The 20635-nt window shown below is 36.0% G+C and carries 20 protein-coding genes and 1 other annotated feature; of the genes, 10 read left to right on the top strand and 10 right to left on the bottom strand.

The genetic code is table 11. From position 1 onward, the window contains the following. Positions 1 to 226 precede the first annotated feature (226 nt). Positions 227 to 1408: a NupC/NupG family nucleoside CNT transporter gene (locus tag AAG068_RS25370; RefSeq protein ID WP_000706846.1), complete on the top strand. Its 1182-nt coding sequence runs from the start codon at positions 227 to 229 to the stop codon at positions 1406 to 1408. 43 nt (positions 1409 to 1451) lie between these two features. Here the strand turns inward: AAG068_RS25370 and AAG068_RS25365 are convergent, their stop codons facing one another. From AAG068_RS25365 to AAG068_RS25355, 3 genes are all read right to left on the bottom strand, one after another. Further along, complete coding sequence (locus AAG068_RS25365; RefSeq protein WP_342716253.1) at positions 1452 to 2621, bottom strand: DUF418 domain-containing protein; 1170 nt, start codon at positions 2619 to 2621, stop codon at positions 1452 to 1454. Positions 2622 to 2769: 148 nt separating this feature from the next. Beyond that, complete coding sequence (locus AAG068_RS25360) at positions 2770 to 3276, bottom strand: ferritin (protein ID WP_342716252.1); 507 nt, start codon at positions 3274 to 3276, stop codon at positions 2770 to 2772. 53 nt (positions 3277 to 3329) lie between these two features. Further along, entirely contained in the window at positions 3330 to 3653 is a 324-nt protein-coding gene (locus AAG068_RS25355) for a MazG nucleotide pyrophosphohydrolase domain-containing protein (protein ID WP_000355762.1), read from the bottom strand. Between the two features lie 88 nt (positions 3654 to 3741). Here AAG068_RS25355 and AAG068_RS25350 point away from each other — a divergent pair, with 88 nt between their 5' ends. Then, entirely contained in the window at positions 3742 to 4305 is a 564-nt protein-coding gene (locus AAG068_RS25350; RefSeq protein ID WP_342719813.1) for a TIGR00730 family Rossman fold protein, read from the top strand. A 118-nt stretch (positions 4306 to 4423) separates the two neighbouring features. After that, on the top strand, positions 4424 to 4705 hold the full coding sequence (locus AAG068_RS25345; protein ID WP_306186697.1) for a hypothetical protein: 282 nt from the start codon (positions 4424 to 4426) through the stop codon (positions 4703 to 4705). A 17-nt stretch (positions 4706 to 4722) separates the two neighbouring features. Here AAG068_RS25345 and AAG068_RS25340 read toward each other — a convergent pair whose 3' ends face one another. The 3 genes from AAG068_RS25340 to AAG068_RS25330 all read right to left on the bottom strand — a co-directional run bounded on the left by AAG068_RS25340 (position 4723) and on the right by AAG068_RS25330 (position 7338). Further along, on the bottom strand, positions 4723 to 4920 hold the full coding sequence (locus tag AAG068_RS25340) for a hypothetical protein (RefSeq protein ID WP_342719812.1): 198 nt from the start codon (positions 4918 to 4920) through the stop codon (positions 4723 to 4725). 330 nt (positions 4921 to 5250) lie between these two features. Further along, the gene (locus AAG068_RS25335; protein ID WP_048528223.1) at positions 5251 to 5691 is read right to left on the bottom strand and encodes a Dps family protein; all 441 of its coding nucleotides are present in this window, start codon (positions 5689 to 5691) and stop codon (positions 5251 to 5253) included. 213 nt (positions 5692 to 5904) lie between these two features. Then, complete coding sequence (locus tag AAG068_RS25330; protein WP_342716251.1) at positions 5905 to 7338, bottom strand: alanine/glycine:cation symporter family protein; 1434 nt, start codon at positions 7336 to 7338, stop codon at positions 5905 to 5907. Positions 7339 to 7747: 409 nt separating this feature from the next. Here AAG068_RS25330 and AAG068_RS25325 point away from each other — a divergent pair, with 409 nt between their 5' ends. The 6 genes from AAG068_RS25325 (at position 7748) to nprB (ending at position 13112) form a co-directional block, all read left to right on the top strand. Beyond that, positions 7748 to 8245, top strand: a complete 498-nt coding sequence (locus tag AAG068_RS25325; protein ID WP_342716250.1) for a cation:proton antiporter regulatory subunit — start codon at positions 7748 to 7750, stop codon at positions 8243 to 8245. After that, positions 8246 to 9445 (top strand): cation:proton antiporter, encoded by a 1200-nt coding sequence (locus tag AAG068_RS25320; protein WP_000380217.1) that lies wholly within the window; start codon positions 8246 to 8248, stop codon positions 9443 to 9445. Positions 9446 to 9607: 162 nt separating this feature from the next. Continuing rightward, the gene (locus AAG068_RS25315) at positions 9608 to 10042 is read left to right on the top strand and encodes a DUF3920 family protein (RefSeq protein WP_098671174.1); all 435 of its coding nucleotides are present in this window, start codon (positions 9608 to 9610) and stop codon (positions 10040 to 10042) included. A 112-nt stretch (positions 10043 to 10154) separates the two neighbouring features. After that, entirely contained in the window at positions 10155 to 10565 is a 411-nt protein-coding gene (locus AAG068_RS25310; RefSeq protein WP_342716249.1) for a MarR family winged helix-turn-helix transcriptional regulator, read from the top strand. A gap of 51 nt (positions 10566 to 10616) precedes the next feature. Beyond that, complete coding sequence (locus AAG068_RS25305; RefSeq protein ID WP_342716248.1) at positions 10617 to 11315, top strand: pirin family protein; 699 nt, start codon at positions 10617 to 10619, stop codon at positions 11313 to 11315. 156 nt (positions 11316 to 11471) lie between these two features. Further along, entirely contained in the window at positions 11472 to 13112 is a 1641-nt protein-coding gene (gene nprB / locus AAG068_RS25300; protein ID WP_342716247.1) for a neutral protease NprB, read from the top strand. A 197-nt stretch (positions 13113 to 13309) separates the two neighbouring features. Here the strand turns inward: nprB and AAG068_RS25295 are convergent, their stop codons facing one another. From AAG068_RS25295 to AAG068_RS25280, 4 genes are all read right to left on the bottom strand, one after another. Next, positions 13310 to 13627, bottom strand: coding sequence for a metal-sulfur cluster assembly factor (locus AAG068_RS25295; RefSeq protein ID WP_000082521.1), 318 nt, complete (start codon positions 13625 to 13627; stop codon positions 13310 to 13312). Positions 13628 to 13746: 119 nt separating this feature from the next. Next, positions 13747 to 15438: a methyl-accepting chemotaxis protein gene (locus AAG068_RS25290; protein WP_342716246.1), complete on the bottom strand. Its 1692-nt coding sequence runs from the start codon at positions 15436 to 15438 to the stop codon at positions 13747 to 13749. Positions 15439 to 15627: 189 nt separating this feature from the next. Continuing rightward, on the bottom strand, positions 15628 to 17322 hold the full coding sequence (locus AAG068_RS25285; protein ID WP_342716245.1) for a methyl-accepting chemotaxis protein: 1695 nt from the start codon (positions 17320 to 17322) through the stop codon (positions 15628 to 15630). 413 nt (positions 17323 to 17735) lie between these two features. Continuing rightward, positions 17736 to 18554 carry a class I SAM-dependent methyltransferase gene (locus AAG068_RS25280; protein ID WP_342716244.1) on the bottom strand — a complete coding sequence of 273 codons (819 nt, stop codon included), beginning with the start codon at positions 18552 to 18554 and terminating at the stop codon, positions 17736 to 17738. Positions 18555 to 18668: 114 nt separating this feature from the next. Next, positions 18669 to 18939 (top strand) — a binding site (T-box leader). A 50-nt stretch (positions 18940 to 18989) separates the two neighbouring features. Between AAG068_RS25280 and metG the strand changes: the two genes are divergently transcribed. Further along, positions 18990 to 20624, top strand: a complete 1635-nt coding sequence (metG, locus tag AAG068_RS25275) for a methionine--tRNA ligase (RefSeq protein WP_342716243.1) — start codon at positions 18990 to 18992, stop codon at positions 20622 to 20624. Positions 20625 to 20635 lie beyond the last annotated feature (11 nt).

The following is a 20635-nucleotide window of genomic DNA, read 5'->3' as shown; positions in this document are numbered from 1 at the left end:
GTTAGATAACGCTTACAATTTGATTTGTAGGTGGTATCAATTTCAGACTTTCAAATATGGTAGGAGAGAAGAGGCTACCTTTTATAAATTGCAATTTATGTAAACGCTTACTGATTTTAGATGACAGTTCAATAGTATTTAGGGGTTTTAAATTTTTTTAACATCAATGGTCAGACGTCATTCGTTATACGACCGATAACTCGTGGGAGAAGTGGAGGATTCACATATGAAAATAGTAATGTTTCTAGTCGGTTTACTTGTAGTATTTGTACTAGGTTTCCTTATCAGTTCAGATCGTAAGAAAATTAAATATAAACCAATTGCACTTATGCTTGTCATTCAATTGGTACTTGCGTATTTCTTACTAAATACAAAGGTCGGATTTGTATTAGTAAAAGGGATTGCAGATGGGTTTGGCGCTATTTTAAAATTTGCGGAAGCAGGGGTTAATTTCGTATTTGGTGGTCTAGCAAATGATGGACAAGCACCATTCTTCTTAACAGTATTATTACCAATTATTTTCTTAGCAGTACTAATTGGGATTTTACAGCACATTAAAATTTTACCGATTATCATTCGTGCAGTCGGTTTCCTATTAAGTAAAGTTAACGGTTTAGGAAAACTAGAATCATATAATGCGGTAGCAGCTGCAATTGTTGGTCAAGGGGAAGTATTCATTACAGTAAAAGATCAATTAAGCAAATTACCGAAAAATCGTTTATACACACTTTGTGCATCTTCCATGTCAACAGTATCGATGTCAATCGTCGGTTCTTACATGAAAATGATTGATCCAAAATATGTAGTAACAGCACTAGTATTAAACTTATTTAGTGGATTCATTATCGTTCATATTATTAATCCATATGACGTAAAAGAAGAAGACGACATTCTGGAATTACAAGAAGATAAAAAACAAACATTCTTTGAAATGTTAGGCGAATATATTATGCTTGGTTTCTCTATCGCTGTAACAGTAGCGGCGATGTTAATCGGTTTCGTAGCATTAATTACAGCAATTAACGGTGTATTCGATTCAATTTTCGGAATCACATTCCAAAGCATTTTAGGATACATTTTCTCACCATTAGCATTCGTAATGGGTATCCCAACATCAGAGATGCTAACAGCAGGACAAATTATGGCAACGAAATTAGTAACGAACGAATTTGTTGCAATGCTTGACCTTGGAAAAGTAGCTGGTGATTTATCAGCTCGTACAGTAGGTATTTTATCTATCTTCCTTGTATCATTTGCGAACTTCTCATCTATCGGAATTATCGCAGGTGCAACGAAGAGTATCGATGGCAAACAAGCAAACGTTGTATCTTCATTCGGATTAAAACTTGTATATGGTGCAACGTTAGTAAGTATATTATCAGCGGTTATCGTTGGGGTTATGCTTTAATAAATTAAGAAAAGCAATGAGCGTAGGCTCATTGCTTTTTTATTTAACTTGCTTTATCCAAGTCTCTTTTAAATCGTGGTTTCTCCAAATAAGTTCCAAGCCTCCAGACATATTCAACAGGTCCCATTCGATATTTCTGCAGCCAATATGTGCTAACAAATAATTGAATTGTATAGATTATAATCGTTAAAAGAATACCGAAGAAATAGCCGATTTTACCGAATAAGCCAAAACCGTATGCATAAAAAATTGTTGTTGTGATAATGGACTGGGCCAAATAATTACTAACCGACATTTTTCCCATATTGGCCATGTATGTTAGTAGACGAGTTGCTTTTTTGTAATGGAATAATAAAATAATTGTGCTTCCGTAAAAGAAGGTCATGGTTACTGGTGTAAGGCCATTTTGTAACATAAGTAAAATAGGATGTTTTACGAACATAGCTGAAATTTTGATTGTAAAAGAAAAGATACCAGTAAGAAGCCAAATCTTTTTGACAGCAGAGATATGCTTATCAATCTCAAATAACCATCCTTTTTTTCCTATGTACATACCGATTAAGAAGAGTGGAGATAGGAAAATGAGTGTAAAAAGTGTTATAAAAGTTAATCCGAAGAAACCGTCAATACCTATATATTCGAAAGGATTTTCAGTTAACCTAAAGTTGACATGATCCATATAACTTCCAGTTTCATGAACTTTATGTTCTTTTTCAATATAAGGAGCAAAATCAGTAACATTTATATTTGGGTCAGTTGAATAATTCATAAGTGTAAGGAGTGCGAGTAGAATAGTTGCCCAAATTAATAATGTTTTTGGCTTTCTGTTTATAAACATTAGTAAGAAAATCCCAATGAGGCCATATGAGAATAAAATATCCCCGGACCAAATGAGCACGCCGTGAATAAAGCCTAATAGTAAAAGAATAAGAATACGACGTAAATATGTGGGGGAGAACTTTTTTCCTTTTGCGACAATGCTTTTTTGTAACAAAATAATGCTAAGACCAAATAAAAAAGAGAATAAAGAAATAAAATTTTGTGTGCCGAAAAATTGAATAAACCAATTAGCAACTTTATCGAGTTCGCCGAATATATAGGTTGGTTTTTCATTAGCAAAGAAACCGAATTGAATTAATGTCATATTAACAAGTAAAATACCAAATAATGCGAAACCACGTATGGCATCAACAACTTCTACACGTTGATTCATTTTTTCTCTCCTCATATATTATTTTATATTGAAAATAATACCATTTTATAGTTGGTACTATGTCAAATACGAGGAAATTTTAAGGTGATTTTAAGCTAGAGAGAAAATAAAAAATCACCTTAATACATTCATTAAGGTGATTGGAATACTATTCAGCTGGAGGCGTAAATGTACGTTTCTCTAATTCAGCATCTAGCATAAATAATGCGTTTGAATCGCTTGTAATACGTTTTAATTTTTGGATGATGCTATCGAATGAAGCTTCTTCTTCTACTTGCTCATCGACGAACCATTTTAAGAATGTAATTGTTGCGTGCTCACGCTCATCCCAAGCGATATCAGATAAGGTGTAAATACGCTTCGTTACTTCACGCTCGTGCTCAAGTGCCACTTCAAAAGCGTTCAGTACAGATTCATATTCGTTATTCGGATTATCAAATCCAGTAATAATAGCGCGCTCACCGCGGTCATTAATGTAGTTGTAGAGCTTCATTGCGTGGAAACGCTCTTCTTCAGCTTGTACAAGGAAAAAGTTAGCGAAGCCATCATAGCTCTCCGCTGTACAGTAAGCAGCCATTGCCATGTAAGCATGGGCAGAGTAAAATTCAAAGTTCATTTGATCATTTAGTGCGTCGTGCAATTTTTTAGATAACATAAAATCCCCCTTAGTATTGTGACAAGAATATTATACCATAATTGATAATATTCTCATTTAGATGTCTCGAACCTTTTCGAAAGCTTTGTGACGTGAGCTTCCATAATGTCTTGTAAGTCTAAATCATATTTTTGCGAAAGAATAATAAGGTTAGATAGTACATCACCAAGTTCTTCTTTTAGTTCTTGTTTTAGCTCTTCTTCTGTCTTAGCGTCTTCATCAGGGCGATCACGACCGATTTCAATAGCGCGAACAACGCGTGAAACTTCCCCAACTTCCTCTGTTAAGAAATTTAAGCGAATAAAGGAATTGTACTGTGACCAGCTTCGTTTTTCGTAAAATTCCTCCACCCATCTTTGAAATGCGACGATATCCATTTCTTCCTCATCCCTTCAATATGTTGTACAATATTCATTGTATCATAACAATATATAGTTTCGGGGTGTAGGAATGAGAAAGATTTGTGTGTTTGCAGGTTCTAATTTAGGGGAGAGACCAGAATTTAAAGAGCAGGCAATAGAGTTAGGGAAAATGTTTGTTGAGAACGATTATGAGCTTGTATACGGTGGTTCATGCGTTGGATTAATGGGAGAAGTAGCGAATGAGGTTCTTCGTTTAGGCGGGCGTGTAACAGGTGTTATGCCGCGCGGTCTATTCCGAGGAGAAATCGTGCATACAGGATTAACAGAATTAATTGAAGTAGAAACGATGCACGAGCGCAAGGCGAAAATGGCAGAGCTTGCGGATGCTTTTATCGCATTACCAGGCGGATACGGAACGTTTGAAGAACTATTTGAAGTAGTATGCTGGTCACAAATTGGTATACATAATAAGCCGGTTGGTTTATTGAATATAAAAGACTTTTACGGACCAATTTTGCAAATGGTTGAATGCGCAGCGGAAGAAGGATTTATGAATCCGTCAAATAAAGAGTTGATCGTTTCAGCTGAGACGGCAGATAAACTAATTCATGCAATCCAAAATTACGAGCGTCCTGTTTTAGGAACGAAGTGGAAGCAGTTATCATAATACAAAATTATAAAGTTTTTTGGAAACACATGTCATTTTATATTGAAAAGGCATGTGTTTTTAATTTGGTTAAATATGTTAATGTTGAGGTATTATGTTTTCGGAAAAGGAGAAATAGATGGAGGAGTTTGTGTATTTAAGGCCGGTTTTTAAATGTATTTTAGCAGCATCTATTCTTGTTATGCTAATTGTTTCAATGCAGAAGAAAAAGCTCATTAATGCGTTTTCGCTTTGGTTTATTTCGATACTATGTATCGGTGTTTCCGCAATCACGTTGTTTATGTCTGGGTTTATTGTTGATGAGTATAATTTAGGTGGAGATGCACAATCGTTTTGTATGTTTATTGCGATTGGCTGTATTAACGGTTTGAATTTTATTATTTATTATAGACGGAAATAAAAAGAAGGCATTCCGTATTACTTTGGAATGCCTTTATCACTTTGATTACTTTGTTTTTTGTACAGGTACCAGCCGCCCCAGCCGCCACCAATTGCTACAACAACGAGGAAAGCATAGTCTTTCACCTCGATACGTATATTGAAAATACTAGCTATAAGTAAGACAATCCCAACTGTTATTAACGCAAAAAACGCTCTAATTAAGTAGTCTTTCAACTGAACCACTCCCGCCATTTAAGTAGTAAATGATGAATATGGAAAAGCCTTTTGGATCTATTTTACTAAAGGGTGTTTCCTATATTTTAACATAAAAAGGATTGTAATATATTGATAAAAGCAGGGGGGAGGGGTGCTGATATTGTCGTGATTTGTCGGTAAGTCGATATCCTGTGTCAAATCGTCGATATAATGAAAAAATCGTTGATATATTGTGAGTTATCGTCGATATATTTGAAAAATCGTTGATATAAATTTCATGTACCAGCACGCGCGACAACCCCATAGCAAAAAGCGACTCTGAACGAGCCGCTTCCGCTTTTAAATCTATTATTGATTCAAGAACGCACGTAGCATCCAAGCGTGTTTTTCTAGTTCTGTGTAGATGCCTAGTAGTAGGTCAGATGTCATTTCATCGTCAGAGTCTTGAGCGATTTCCATGCCTTTTTTCAGTTCGACTAACATCATTTCGTAGTCTTTCATGATTGCTTCGACCATCCCTTCTGCAGTTTCTCCGTATGCTGCTTCTTGAATAGTAGATATTTCTAGGTATTCTTTCATTGTTGCTACTGGTTTACCACCAATTGCTAAAATACGTTCTGCAATTTCGTCGATGTGAGTAGCTGATTCTGTGTAAAGCTCTTCGAATTTCTCATGTAATGTGAAGAATTGAGGTCCTTTTACGTACCAATGGAAGTTGTGTAATTTTGTGAATAAAACGCTCCAGTCTGCTACTTGTTTGTTTAATACTTCGATTACTTGTTTGTTCATTATGATCAATCTCCTTTTGAGTTGTTATGTGATATCAATTACTAATTTATAATTATTATAATCTAGTAATTCGTATAAATCAACCCTTTTGCTGGAATTAATTTGAACAAATTATGAACTGTTGTAAATAAAAATCCCTATTACTGTGGAGTAATAGGGATTTTCTTTGATATATAGCTTTTGTTCTAAACGAGCCGCTTTCGCTTTTAATTATTACACAGCCTTCTGTTTTTCTTCTACATCCTGTCCATCCCAGCACTCTGTATTCTGTAAGCCAGGGATAGAACTTGCAACGAAAACAGGATTTTTTCCTTGTTTCTTTTGCTTAATATAGTCTACTAATGCTGCGTAGGCAAATTTGCTTAGGAATGAGATGGCAATTAAGTTTGTGAATACCATTAGTCCCATGAATAAATCAGCTAAACTCCAAACTGTTTTAAGGGCAGCAATTGATCCGAAGAATACCATTCCGACAACTGCAACACGATAAATCATTAACCATGCTTTGCTTTCTTTAATGAATGCGATATTTGTTTCACCATAATAGTAGTTTCCTAGTAAAGAACTGAAAGCGAATAGGAAAATAATAATCGCTAAGAAAGTGCTTGCCCACGGTCCAATTTGTGAGCTTAATGCATTTTGTGTCAATTCAATACCTTCTAAATTCGATCCTTTGTAAAGTCCAGAACATAATACGATAAACGCTGTTGATGTACATACTAAGAATGTGTCTACGAAAACTCCTAATGCTTGAACAAGTCCTTGTTTTACAGGATGAGATACATCTGATGTTGCTGCTGCGTTAGGAGAGCTACCCATACCTGCTTCTGTCGCGAATAGACCGCGCTGAATTCCGAACTTGATTGCTGCTCCAATACCACCAGCGATAGCTTGGTCTAAACCGAATGCACCATTAAATATTTCTATAAAAATGCTTGGTAACATAGTGAAGTTGTTAATAACGACGAAAATTGCCACACCAATATAAATAATTGCCATTGGCGGAACGATCATTTCTGTAATACGTGAAATGCTCTTAATACCACCAAAAATAATAACTGCCACTAATAAAGCTAATAGAGCTCCTACGAGAGTTCGCTCTAGTCCAAAAGCATTTTCAAATGCTATTGTTACTGTATTTGCTTGTACGGAATTGAAAATTAATCCGTACGCAACTGTAATAAGAAGTGAGAACCAAATACCCATCCAGCGTTTGTTTAATCCTTTTTCCATGTAATATGCTGGTCCACCACGGAATCTACTTCCATCTTTTACTTTATAAATTTGCGCGAGCGTACATTCTACGAAACTAGTAGCTGCTCCAAGGATGGCGATAAACCACATCCAAAATACTGCGCCAGGTCCCCCCATTGAAATGGCTAATGCTACACCAGCTAAATTTCCGATACCGATACGTGCTGCTGCACTTAAGCAAAATGCTTGGAATGGAGAGATGCTATCTTTCTTTTTTTCTTTTCGATTAAATCCTTTACTAATTAAACCGACCATCTCACCGAAATGAGTAATTTGGACGAATTTTAATTTAAATGAGAAATAAAGACCGAAGCCGATTAGCATTGCAATAAGAATATATGACCATAAAATATTATTCGTTACCTCAAGGAATCTGCTAAAGATATCAACCATATAATACACTTCCTTTTTTCCGTAATAAGAAAATTATATGCAAAAAATATACGAGAATCAATTTTTCTAAAAGATTATGTTACATAAACGTATTTTGTGTTATGATTATGTTACATCGTAATATTTTTAGAATTATTTACATTTTAAAAAACTAAATGTAAAGCGAGAAAGAGGGGATAATTTGAAAGAAGAAACTTTATTGAAAGTAAGCCTTAAGAGTTTGAAAATGAGAAGTAATATATTTTTTATCATTTCATCTTTAAGTATCTTTTTAGGAGCGACTTATTATTACAATAAAAGATTTCCAAATCACATGTATCCTGAATGGTTAGCATTTCTAAAGTTGATTGGATGAATAAAAGACAGAAAAACAGAAAATTCAAATAAAAAAGTTGTGGAGGAGCTAAATATGAATATTAGAGAAAGTGAACTTCCGGGTATTGGTTATAAGTTTCAAATCGTTACGAAAGGTAACGAAAAGATGGTGATTGTTATTCATGATGATGGGCGTAGAGAAATGTATCATTTTAATTCAGACCATGAAGAAAGTATCTCAAGTATTTCGTTACGTGACTCAGAGGCAAGACAAATCGCAGCAATATTAGGTGGAATGGTATATAAGCCTAGAGCGTTAGAAAATGTTGAAATGGTCTTTGAAGGTTTAGCGATTGAGTGGTTTAAAGTAGAGAATGCTGCTCCAGCGCTTGGAAAAACAATCGGTGATCTTGAAATAAGAAAAACATATAGCGTAACGATCATTGCAGTTATGAAAAAGAATATGAAAAAGCTATTTAATCCAGGGCCAGAAACGGTAATTGAAGAAGGCGATATGCTTGTAGTTTCAGGTGAGAGAGAAGAAATTAAAAAGATTATTAATGAGTTACTTTCGAATAGGGGGACTGACTAGATGGATACGTTAATTTTTGAAGTTGGTACAGCGTTAGTATTAGTTGCAATTGCGGCAGTAATTGCTGGAAAGTTTAAATTCTCAGTCATTCCGTTTCTAATTGTTCTTGGGATGTTAGTAGGGCCACACGCCCCGACAATAGGTGTGATCGATTTCAAGTTTATTGAAAGTGCAAGTGTCATTTCCTTCCTTGGACGGATTGGTGTTCTGTTCCTTCTGTTCTATCTAGGGTTAGAGTTTTCGATGAAAAAACTGATTAAATCTGGACGTTCTATTGCAATTGGCGGAACGATCTATATTTTAATTAACTTTTCACTTGGGTTATTATACGGATTTATAATGGGATTCCCTTTACTAGAAATCTTAATTATTGCGGGTATTATTACGATTTCTTCTAGCGCTATCGTTGCAAAGGTGTTAGTGGATCTAAGAAGAACTGGTAATAATGAGACCGAATTAATTTTAGGAATTATCATGTTCGAAGATATATTCCTTGCTGTATATTTATCAGTTGTTTCAGGCTTAGTTCTAGGGGATCATGCTTCCTTCCTAGGTGCTCTTACTTCAATTGGAATTGCTTTAGGATACATGCTTCTATTCTTTATTGTAGCTAGAAAGGCGACGCCGTTATTAAATAAATTGCTCAATATTAGTTCGGATGAAATTTTCATTATTGTAGTATTTGCTTCCTTATTCTTTATTGCAGGATTCTCGGAAACAATTCACGTTGCCGAAGCAATTGGGGCACTTCTTTTAGGGTTAGTTTTCTCTGAGACAGAGCATAGTGACAGAATTGAACATCTCGTTGTTCCATTTAGAGACTTCTTCGGAGCTATTTTCTTCTTCAGTTTCGGATTAAGTATCGATCCGTTCTCACTAGGAGGAGCGATATGGTTAACGTTAGGTGCTGTCCTTCTTACAATCATCGGAAACTTTGTAGCAGGGATGATTGCAGGACGACAAGCTGGATTATCTCATAAAGCGTCAACAAATATTGGATTAACAATCGTTTCAAGAGGAGAATTCTCTATCATTATGGCCAATATCGGTATCGCCGGTGGTTTAATGTCAGTCTTGAAGCCATTCTCAGCACTATACGTGCTTATACTATCCATCTTAGGTCCGCTCTTGACGAAAGAGTCAAAGAATGTATATAAATTTTTAAATAAAATCTTTAAGTGGGATACGAAGGCTAACTAAATTAAAAAATGATGAAAAAAAGTGATTACGAAAAAGGAATCTATGTCGGCATAGATTCCTTTTTTATTGGCATTTTTTCAAGGATGAAAGAATACGTTTAATATTTACCATATTGTGGCATACATATAGAAAAAGGGTGCTTGGAAAGGGGAATAAAGAGAAATGGAACTCCAGTTTCAAAATGTATATCAACAGGTGGAGAATTGGTATGTGTTGGATTCGGAGCTTCCTTGGGATGTCAAAAGGCTTAGAGACGATTTGTTTTCACTTATTGAAGTATGTAAAACGCCAGTTATTTTTTGTGATACGTGTGATGCGAATCATGTCCTTCTATCATTAGGAGAAGAAGAAGAGGAATTTTTATTCCCAGTAGGTGGTTTTTATCATAAAGAAAAACAATTAATTTTTGTTTGTATGTGGGAAGAGTATGAGCAAGTGCTCAAAACACTACTGCATGAATTTCGCCATGCAATGCAACATAAGAGAGACATATTGTATGTTGGAAGTGAATTGTACGAAGATAGATGGATTGAGAAAGATGCGAGGAAGTTCGCGGAGAGGAAGTTAGATGAATATAAAAATAGAAAGTTAATGTAAAGCATAGTGGAGAAATGGCACTGTGCTTTCTTTGGTGCTTACTAAAAATAAGTGATTGACTTTTATGAAGTTTAGTTCTAAACTAGTGGTATGAAACGAGCGAGGTGATGAAATGAAAACAGAAGATAGGCTCGGATTACTATTATGGTTTCGTTTATCACGTTTTTACAACAAAAGTATTCGTGAGACGAATCAGCATTTGAAAGAATGGAATGTATCTGCCGCTCAGTTTGATGTACTAGCTCAAGTTGGAGGGCATGGTCGTTTAACGCAGCAAGAGCTTGGGAATAAGCTATTTGTTACAAAGGGAAATATCACACAGCTTTTAAATAAAATGGAGCAGCTGGAGTGGATTCTTCGTGAACAAGAAGGTACTACAAAATATATTTCGTTAACAGAAAAGGGAAAAGCTTTATATGAAGAAATCGTCCCGCCTCAAGAAACATTCCAAGCGGAGCAGTTTCAAAATTTAAATGTAGAAGAACAGCAGCAATTATTACAATTACTAAAAAAATTACAGTGAGAAAAATTTTTAAAATAAATCTTGAATTCGAGATAATATGAGGTGAAGGGTATGTTTAGAAAAGTTGATCATAAAAATATGGGAAGAGCAAATCACGGTTGGCTAAATACACATTTTCATTTTTCATTTGCGAATTATTATAATCCTAATAACATGAACTTCGGTGCATTACGTGTAATTAATGATGACCTAGTAGCGGCACAAACTGGTTTTGATATGCATCCGCACCGAGATATGGAAATCATTTCGTACGTTGTAGATGGTGCTTTAACACATGAGGATAGCATGGGAAATCGTGGAACAATTGAGCGGGGGCATGTTCAATATATGAGTGCTGGCACAGGGGTATTTCATAGTGAGCATAATTTAGGAAATGAAACATTACGTTTACTACAAATTTGGATTTTACCAGACCGTGCGGATCATAAACCAAACTATGGTGAGTTTAAATTTGATTGGAGCAAACGTGAAAACGAATGGTTTCATATGGTATCTCCATTAGAAGGAGAGGCACCAATTCGAATTCACCAAGATGCGAATTTATATTCTTTATCGTTAGATGCTGGAAAAGAAATTCGTTTTCCTGTGAAAGAAGGCCGTCAATTGTACCTTGTACAAATTGAAGGAAGTAGTGTAATCAATGGTGAAAATCTTGTTATGCGTGATGCAGCAGAAGCGGTGGAAGAAGATATTCATATTGAAGCGAAAGAGCAATCTCATTATTTAGCAATTGAATTGAAAAAACAATAAAAGGTTTATAGAAAAGAGGACATCCGATAGATGTCCTCTTTTTTTGAGTGGAATTGTCAGAAAAAACTTTCTCAAATTTCCAGTAAAGGTATCACCTTGAAAAACAAGAATTGTATAAAAGTGTCAAAAATCTTTATGGGAATGGGGAATGTTATAGTGAAAAAGCAAGTCATTTCATCAGCATTAGCGTTAACTGTTATCGCCGGGGGATTTGGAGCAACGACAACGAAAGCGGAAGAACAAAAAATTCAATATCATCAAGAGTTTAAAACACCTGCATACATAGGTGAAGAATGGAAAGCACCAGAAGGACTAGGTAAAAAAGAAACGGTCTTTCAATATTTAGAGAGTAAGAAAGATATGTTCAAATTAGCAGGAAATATTGATAAACACTTTAATGTCGTTGGGGAAGAAAAAGACGCTGAATCTGGCACAACACACGTGAAGCTAGTTGAAAAACATAATAACATTCCTGTGTATGGTTCAGATCAAACTGTTACACTAGATAAAGAGAATAATGTAAAAGCATTCTTCGGACAAGTTATTCCGAATTTAGATGATAAAAATATTCCTGCATCTGCAAGTATTAGTGCGGAACAAGCAGAAACAATTGCAAAGGCAGATATTGAGAAAGAAGTTGGCCAAGTAAAGAATTATGATGGTGTGAAAAAAGATTTATTTGTGTATGAAAAAGATGGGAATTATTATCTGGCATACCTTGTTAAGGCATCGGTCTCAAAGCCAGCTCCAGGATATTGGCATTATTTTGTTGATGCAACGAATGGAAATGTAATTGAGAAATATAATGCTGTAGATCACATTACAGGATTCGGTTACGGAGTTTTAGGGGCTAGACAATCATTTGAAATTGCGCAAGATGAGAAAACAGGAGCGTTCAATTTATTTGACGGTAAACGTGGACAAGGTGTTCATACATTTAATGCAGATAATATGGATGAAAATTTATTTAACCTATTCTCGCAATGGTTTGGATATACAGGTCTAGAAGTAGAAAGTAAAAGTAAATTCTTTGATGACAAAGCAGCGGTTGATGCGCATGTAAATGCAGGAAAAGTATACGATTATTATAAAAAGACGTTTAATCGTAATTCTTTCGATGATAAAGGTGCGAAACTTATTTCCTCTGTTCACGTAGGTGAAAACTGGAATAACGCAGCTTGGAACGGTGTACAAATGATGTATGGTGATGGTGATGGTACAACATTTATTCCATTATCAGCCGGCCTAGATGTTATCGGTCACGAATTAACGCATGCTGTAACTGAACATACAGCAAATCTTGTTTATAAAAATGAGTCAGGTGCGTTAAATGAATCGTTATCTGATATTATGGGTGTCATGGTTGAGAAGAAGAGCTGGGATTTAGGTGCTGACATTTATACACCGGATAAACCTGGTGATGCACTTCGCTCTCTGAAAGATCCAGCATCTATTCCAAATCCATTAAAGCCAAGTGAAGGCTACCCAGATCACTACAATAAACGCTACACTGGAACAGCTGATAATGGCGGCGTTCATATTAACAGTAGTATTAACAATAAAGCTGCATATTTAGTATCTGAAGGCGGCGAGCATTACGACGTGAAAGTAACTGGAGTAGGCCGTGAAGCGACAGAAAAAATTTATTACCGTGCTCTTACGAAATATTTAACTGCAAACTCTGACTTTAAGATGATGCGTCAAGCGGCACTTCAGTCAGCTGAAGATTTATATGGTAAAGATTCTAAAGCTGTACAAGCTGTAACGAAAGCTTACGATGCAGTAGGCGTAAAATAATAAGAGAAAAAGACCTGACTAGGATGTCAGGTCTTTCTTTATCCCGCTATTTGCCGGGCAGTAAGACCCCCACCTCAAAATTCAGCGGAAGCAAAGAAGTTAGGTGGGGGTCGGGCTGCCCGTAAAAGCCCGATTGGTGAGGGCTGATAGTCAGTGGGGGATGAACAAAACCCCCACTGATTAAAGTTTCACTTTATTTAGTCGCGAATACCTAATGCGATTTTTGCCATACGTGACATACGTTCTTTAGACCAGGGCGGATTCCAAACGACATTTACTTCTATTTCATTGACTTCAGGTACGTTCGTTGATAATACTTTTTTAACGTCTGATACAATCTGCCCAGCCATTGGACAACCGATAGAAGTCATCGTCATCGTAATGACAGCATTATTATTTTCATCTGCCGTAACGTCATAAACTAATCCAAGATTGATAATATCAACACCGAGTTCAGGGTCAATAACAGCTTCTAAGTTTGCATATAACTTTTCTTCAAATGCTTGTTGTGACATGTGTAGCACCCCCTACATATTAATGATATCGATTCTCATTATAACGGATATATGTATAAAGTGCAGGAAATGAGCTCAAAAAAAATATCCCTCTTGGAAGAGGAATATTTTTGGAATGTCTATTCAGTTTTAAAATGAGACACAAGTTGATCTAATTCTTCAACTGTTTGTTTCATTTGTCTAGCAGTTTGTGTCATTTCATTCATCGTAATGACTTTTTTCTCAGCAGATTGTGCTGTTGCCGCTGTTTCACTAGATACTTCAGTCGAAATAGAAGCGATGTTATTCAGTGAAGCGTTCATTTCTTCAGCACTTGCAGCCATTTCTTCAGCAGTTGCTGAGATATCTTGCATTTGAGTAGATACTTTATTTACTTGTTCTACAATTGTTGTGAAAGAATTGCCAGCTTCACGAATAACATGGATGCCTTCAGATGCTTCCGAACGGCCTTGTGACATCATAGAGTTAGCAGTTTCAGTGTCTTGTTGAATTTGATGTAGTAGCTGGTTAATATCTGTTGCCGCTGTTTTTGATTGTTCAGCAAGTTTTCGAACTTCGTCAGCTACGACAGCGAAGCCTTTTCCTTGTTCGCCAGCACGAGCTGCTTCGATAGAGGCGTTTAAAGCAAGTAAGTTTGTTTGTTCTGCAATATTAGAAATAGATTGTACTGCTGTATCAATATATTTTGTATGAGTGATTAGACGTTCGACTACTTCTGACGTAGCATTTACCGCTTCGTGTATCGTTGTCATTTGTGAAACAGATTTTTGAATAACGGTACTTCCATCGTTAGCTTGTTCAGATGTAGCTACAGCAAGTTCAGTTACAGATGAAGCAGATTCAGCAATGCGCTGAACACTTACTGTCATATCGTCCATTGCAGTTGAGCTTTCTTCCATGCTAGCAGATTGCGATTGAATACTTGCATTTAAGCTAGACATCGAGCTTTGAACTTTTATTGTTGCCTCACGTGATACATTCGTCTTTTCTAACATATTTTCAGAAGCGTTTTGTACTTCCACAGATGTTTTTTGAACACGATTGATGATATGTTGTAGGTTTTCTAACATTTTATTAAATGATGTTGCGATCGTACCAATTTCATCATTACTATTTACTTGTAGGCGGGCTGTTAAGTCACCTTCATGAGATGATAATTCTTTTAGTTTACTATCAATTTGTTGAATTGGTTTTACAAGTTTACCAGAGAACCACCATGCAAGAGTGATAGCTACGATAATACAAATAACAAGTGATAGGAAGATCACATATTCAATTTGTAGTGAAGATTGATCAATTTTTGCGATAGATTGATCACGTAGCTTAGCTTGTTCATTACTATAATTTGTGAAGTCACCAATTACTTTATAAACAGTACCATTTTCTGCATAAGCTACTTGTAAAGCCTCTTCCCATTTTTGTTCTTTTGCAAGGGTGAAAACTTTTTCTTCAATAAATTTTCTCCAAGCCGATCCTGATTCCATTGTGTTTTTCACAGATTGAGAAAGGTTAGGATTTGAAAGAAGTTGCTCTTTCTTATCTTCAAGAAGTTTACTCATGGAGTTAAATTTGTCTAATTCGACTTGATCATGTTGTAATAAATAACCTCTTAAAGCAGAGAGCTGTACTTGATAAGCATCCCCGCGTTCTTTCAATTGTGTTGCCAAAGGGGAAATTTCTTTTTGTAATGCTTCAGCTTGACGAGATTGGTCAATAGCAAAAAATAAAATAAAAGCTAAGGCGATACCAAATAAAACGCAAATCGTTCCCATCATGAACATTAGTTTTTTTCGAATGCTAATAAAATTCATATAATAAAAAGCCTCCTTTGTGAAATCATAGTATTAGAATTAATTAATGTAAAAAATTGAAAGAAAGCTTTACTCCGTCTGGAATAAAGCTTTCTTCTTTCCTTTAGGAATTATAGCAGACGGAATGAGAGATAGAAAGAGATATTTTAAAGTGAAAAAAGAGAGATTGTAAATCTCTCTTTTTTCACTTTAAGCATTTGTTTTGAAATGAGAAACGAGAACTTCAAGTTCTTGTACAGTCGATTTCATTTCAGATGCCTTTTTAGCGACGACACTCATTTTGTTTACTTGGTCACCAGCTGAAGTTGCTGTTTGTGATGTTTCGGCGGCAACTTCATTTGAAATAGAAGCAATGTTATTTAAAGCTGCATTCATTTCTTCAGAACTTGCGGCCATTTCTTCAGCAGTTGCAGACATTTCTTGTATTTGTGTAGAGACTTTGTTAATGTGGTTAACAATTTCTGAGAATGAAGATCCAGCGGTACGAATGACTGTAATTCCTTCAGACGCCTCTGATTGACCTTGCTCCATCATTTCATTTGCTATTTTTGTATCTGCTTGAATTTGATGAAGTAAATGGTTAATATCAGTTGCTGCTAATTGAGATTGTTCAGCAAGTTTTCGCACTTCATCGGCAACAACAGCGAAACCTTTCCCATGTTCGCCAGCACGGGCTGCTTCAATTGAAGCATTTAAAGCAAGTAAATTCGTTTGTTCCGCTATATTAGAAATAGATTGAAGTGCAGTATCAATATGATTGGTGTGCGTAATGAGTCGCTCTACTACTTGTGATGTAGCATTAACAGCATCATTAATGGTATGCATTTGTGTAATAGATTTCTCAATGACTTTATTCCCACTATCTGCTTTTTCTGAAGTTGTAACAGCTAGGCTAGCAACAGAAGAGGCGGATTCTGCAATACGCTGAACACTCGTTGCCATATCGTCCATTGCAGTTGAACTTTCTTCGATGCTGGAGACTTGTGAACGAATATTATGCTCAAGAGCATTCATAGTTTCCTCGGTTTTTGCTGTATTTTCCATAGAAGCAGTTGTTTCAATAAACACATTTTCAGACGCTTCTTTTACACTTGTTGATGTTTGTTGCACTTGTTGTATGATACGTTGTAAGTTAGCGAGCATTTGATTAAAGGAATTGGCGATATCACCGATTTCATCTTTACTCGTTACGTGCAATCTAGCTGTTAAATCGCCATCTTGAGAAGCTAATTCTTTTAATTTCTTATCAATTTGTCGTATCGGTTTAACGAGTTTACCAGAGAACCACCATGCTAATAAAATAGCCGTTATTGTACATGTAATGAGTGAGAAGAAAATAATATATTGAATAAGAGATGAAGAAGACTCTACGTCAGCAATTAATGCGTCACGTTTATCATTTTCTTCATTTGCGTATTTAGTAAAACGACTTAAAAGGTCATTTACATAATCTGTTTGAGCTAAAGCGATTTTGGATGCTTCGTCCCATTTTCCTTCTCGAGCGAGAGGGAGGACTTCATTATCTACGACGCTCCGCCACTTTGCCCCCATTAAAATCGCTTCTTTCATTCCTTCAGGGAGCTTTTTATCACTTGTTACTTTTTCTCTAGTATCGGCTAGTTTTTTTCCTTCTCGGTTGAATTTATCCAATCCTTTTTGATCGTGTGAGAGTAAATATTCTTGTAAGCCAGCAACTTGTGCTTGGAACCAATCGCCACGTTCCTTTAAAATTGTTGCTCTTTTTGATACATCATTTTTCAAAGTTTCAACTTCATTTGCTTGATTCATAGCGAATGAAAGAATAACAATAAGAGCAATGCTAAATAAGGAACAAATACTTAAGAGTGTGAAGAGTAGTTTTTTTCGAATACTAACATATTTCATCGTTACCCCTACCTTTTGAAAACTGTTTATTATGATTTATAAATGTTAATACAGAATTAATAAAAACATTATTATGAAGTTATTAATCTGTTCAATGAAAATTATAGCAGATAATGGAAGATGGCAAGTCAGTATGAGTAAATGTTCTTAAAATGTATACATTTGCATATCAAAAAATTCATGAATAAAAATTAGAAATCCTATTGTAATTTGAAATAACATCATGTATACTTCTAATTAGTTGATAACGATTATCAGTATCAACTATAAACATTACTCTTCGTTATGTTGGTCATACCCCTTTTTGACGACGTAAGTCAGAGACGAAATGTTGAAATATCTTGTGTCCTATTCTACAGAATTATGGTAATCTCCAACCTCAACTTATATGCGTGAGCATGCAAAAAAGGATCCTATCCGTGAAGGGATCCTTTTTTGCATGCTGTCGCAATTAATGTATATAAACCAGGTACACGCTCTTCCATTCCTTCCGGTGCAGTAGGAGGGAAGACCCACCTTTGATGAGACCCGCGTTCTTCAACTAGTTTTTCAATTTTAAAATGTGCTTCTGCAAGTGTTGTAATAATTTCTCCTAGCGTCCAGCGACGGATGGTTGTTTTAGGTAACGATTCTTTCTGCGCTTCTGTAAGTAGAATGCTATAAGCAACATCATCTTCAATTAATTCTTCATCAAAATAATTTCCATTAGCCCGAAATGATGGGTGGTCGCTCCCTAATAATTTCGTGTAAACAGGATGATAGTCGCGAAGGATAAGTATTCCATTTTCTTTCAGTAAGGTAGCAATTTTTTGAAAGAGAGGTTTTAAATCTAGAAAGTAATGGAGTACACCAAGTTCCAGCAATACGATATCAAATGATTCGGAGAGCGGCGCATGTAGTACATCAGAAACGACATACTGGATAGAGACACCTGCTGCTTCCGCAAGTTCATTTGCATATTTTGCATTACTTGCTGAAATATCAACAACTGTTACGTGAGCTCCTAAAAGAGCGAGAGCAACGGCTTTATTGCCTTTTGAACCGAGTAAATTAATAATACGTTTTCCTTTTGGAGATTGTATGTAAGGTAAATAGTGATCTACTTCGCGCATGGGATCTTCCATAAGCTTTTTCGCATAATCAGCTGGCGCCCCGTGGCGATTCGTCCAAGCTTCATACGCAGCTGCATTCCAGCTTTTTTCATTACGTGCGCTTAGTTGTTTTTGATTCAATCGTATCACTCCTTTCGTGAACGTATAGTTATTCTATGAGAGGATGGGATTTCCTCTTCTTTCCGAATAAAAGTTTGATTTTTCTGTGATTAAGTCGTAAAATACGTGTTATATATATAAGCATTGAAAAGGAAAAGTAGGATGAAACCATTCTTTCCAGAGAGCTTCGGTAGCTGAGAAGAAGCAAGAATCTTCATTTGAACAATGGCCTTTGAGCTTCGTCCCGAACTTATCAAATGATAATAGTAGGCGGCGACGAGAGTTGGTACTCGTTATCAAAACCACAGTATAAGAGCATATAGCTCCGTACTTGTTAAGGCTAATTATGTGAGTAATTGGCGAAATAAGGTGGTACCGCGACTGTTTATACAGCCCCGCCCTTATCTTTTTTAGATAAGGGTGGGGCTTTTTTATATTTAAAAGGAGGGATGTAAGATGAGTATTTTTATTGGAGGCGCTTGGCCATATGCAAATGGTTCGTTACATCTTGGACATATTGCGAGTTTGTTACCTGGAGATATTTTAGCACGTTATTACCGAGCAAAAGGTGAGAATGTGTTGTATGTATCGGGAAGTGATTGTAATGGAACACCGATTGCAATTAGAGCAAAACAAGAAGGTGTGACGGCTAAGATAATTACTGATAAGTATCATGAAGAATTTGAGCGATGTTTTCGTAGCCTTGGTTTTACTTATGATTGTTATACACGTACAGATAGTGAGCACCATCATAAAACGGTTCAAAAAGTCTTTTTACATTTATTGGAGGAAGGCTATATTTATAAGAAAACAGTAGAACAAGCGTATTGTGAAACGTGTACGCAGTTTTTACCTGATCGTTATGTAGAAGGCATTTGTCCACATTGCCATGAAGCAGCAAGAGGAGATCAATGCGATGCGTGTTCAGCTATTTTAGATCCACTTGATTTGTTAGAAAAGAAATGTAAGTTATGTGGTAGTACGCCATCCGTACAGGAAACAGAGCATTTCTATTTCGCATTGCATACATTTCAGGAGCAAATTAAAAAGGCTGTAGAAACAGCAAAACAAACAGGAACATGGCGCGACAATGCGATTCAACTAACAGAGAGATATGTAAAGGAAGGATTACTAGATAGAGCTGTGTCACGTGATTTACCAATCGGGGTACCAATTCCAGTAGAAGGGTATGAAGATAAGAAAATTTACGTATGGATTGAAGCAGTGACAGGATATTATTCGGCGAGTAAACATTGGGCTGAAGAAACAGGGAAAGATGATCAAGAGTTTTGGGATAGGGAGGCGAAAACATATTATGTACACGGAAAGGATAATATTCCGTTTCATTCTATCATTTGGCCAGCGGTATTGCTTGGAATAGGAGAAGGAGCAATACCACATCATATCGTTTCGAATGAATATTTAACAGTTGAAAAAAGAAAATTATCTACAAGTAAAAACTGGGCAGTATGGGTGCCTGACATATTAGAACGCTACAACTCAGATTCTATTCGTTACTTTTTAACAGTGAACGCACCAGAAAATCGTGATACTGATTTTTCTTGGCGTGAATTCATTTACAGTCATAATAGTGAATTGTTAGGTGCATACGGAAACTTTGTGAATCGGACATTAAAGTTTGTTGAAAAATATTATGGTGGTACTGTACCGAAAGGGAGTATTGATGTAGAGCTGAAAGATAAAGTGGAAGGATTATATAAAAGTGTAGGAGAGGCGATTGAGCAAACTACATTTAAGGTGGCGCTAGAAACAATATTTGAGGCAGTGCGTTTTGCAAATAAATACTTTGATGAGAGGCAGCCTTGGAAACAACGAGAAGATGATCCAGTTTCATGCGAAGAAACGATTTATAACTGTGTGTATCTTATCGCTAATTTTGCAAATCTCCTTGAACCGTTTTTACCATTTTCAAGTGAAAGAGTTAGAAATACCTTATCGATTGTGAACCGAAATTGGGAACCTCAACATACATTGCCGAATAGAATCGATAGTGTGCAGCCGCTATTTGAACGAATTGATGTGAAACAAATTGAGCATGAGATAGAAAAGTTATATGGAGCGGTAAAGTGAGATAGAGAAAA

Origin of the sequence: Bacillus paramycoides, from assembly GCF_038971285.1 — a bacterium.
In the GTDB taxonomy this organism is placed as follows: Bacteria; Bacillota; Bacilli; order Bacillales; family Bacillaceae_G; genus Bacillus_A.
Note: the sequence above shows the minus strand (reverse complement) of the source record. Positions and strands in the feature narration are given on the sequence as shown.

Excerpts from the sequence above, each read along its gene's own strand:
- AAG068_RS25290 (WP_342716246.1), bottom strand. The coding sequence starts at position 15,438 with ATGAATTTTATTAGCATTCGAAAAAAACTAATGTTCATGATGGGAACG.
- AAG068_RS25315 (WP_098671174.1), top strand. The coding sequence starts at position 9,608 with ATGGAACTCCAGTTTCAAAATGTATATCAACAGGTGGAGAATTGGTAT.
- AAG068_RS25335 (WP_048528223.1), bottom strand. The coding sequence starts at position 5,691 with ATGAACAAACAAGTAATCGAAGTATTAAACAAACAAGTAGCAGACTGG.
- AAG068_RS25320 (WP_000380217.1), top strand. The coding sequence starts at position 8,246 with ATGGATACGTTAATTTTTGAAGTTGGTACAGCGTTAGTATTAGTTGCA.
- AAG068_RS25355 (WP_000355762.1), bottom strand. The coding sequence starts at position 3,653 with ATGGATATCGTCGCATTTCAAAGATGGGTGGAGGAATTTTACGAAAAA.
- AAG068_RS25310 (WP_342716249.1), top strand. The coding sequence starts at position 10,155 with ATGAAAACAGAAGATAGGCTCGGATTACTATTATGGTTTCGTTTATCA.
- AAG068_RS25285 (WP_342716245.1), bottom strand. The coding sequence starts at position 17,322 with ATGAAATATGTTAGTATTCGAAAAAAACTACTCTTCACACTCTTAAGT.
- AAG068_RS25345 (WP_306186697.1), top strand. The coding sequence starts at position 4,424 with ATGGAGGAGTTTGTGTATTTAAGGCCGGTTTTTAAATGTATTTTAGCA.
- AAG068_RS25370 (WP_000706846.1), top strand. The coding sequence starts at position 227 with ATGAAAATAGTAATGTTTCTAGTCGGTTTACTTGTAGTATTTGTACTA.
- metG (WP_342716243.1), top strand. The coding sequence starts at position 18,990 with ATGAGTATTTTTATTGGAGGCGCTTGGCCATATGCAAATGGTTCGTTA.
- AAG068_RS25365 (WP_342716253.1), bottom strand. The coding sequence starts at position 2,621 with ATGAATCAACGTGTAGAAGTTGTTGATGCCATACGTGGTTTCGCATTA.
- AAG068_RS25325 (WP_342716250.1), top strand. The coding sequence starts at position 7,748 with ATGAATATTAGAGAAAGTGAACTTCCGGGTATTGGTTATAAGTTTCAA.
- AAG068_RS25305 (WP_342716248.1), top strand. The coding sequence starts at position 10,617 with ATGTTTAGAAAAGTTGATCATAAAAATATGGGAAGAGCAAATCACGGT.
- AAG068_RS25330 (WP_342716251.1), bottom strand. The coding sequence starts at position 7,338 with ATGGTTGATATCTTTAGCAGATTCCTTGAGGTAACGAATAATATTTTA.
- AAG068_RS25360 (WP_342716252.1), bottom strand. The coding sequence starts at position 3,276 with ATGTTATCTAAAAAATTGCACGACGCACTAAATGATCAAATGAACTTT.
- AAG068_RS25295 (WP_000082521.1), bottom strand. The coding sequence starts at position 13,627 with ATGTCACAACAAGCATTTGAAGAAAAGTTATATGCAAACTTAGAAGCT.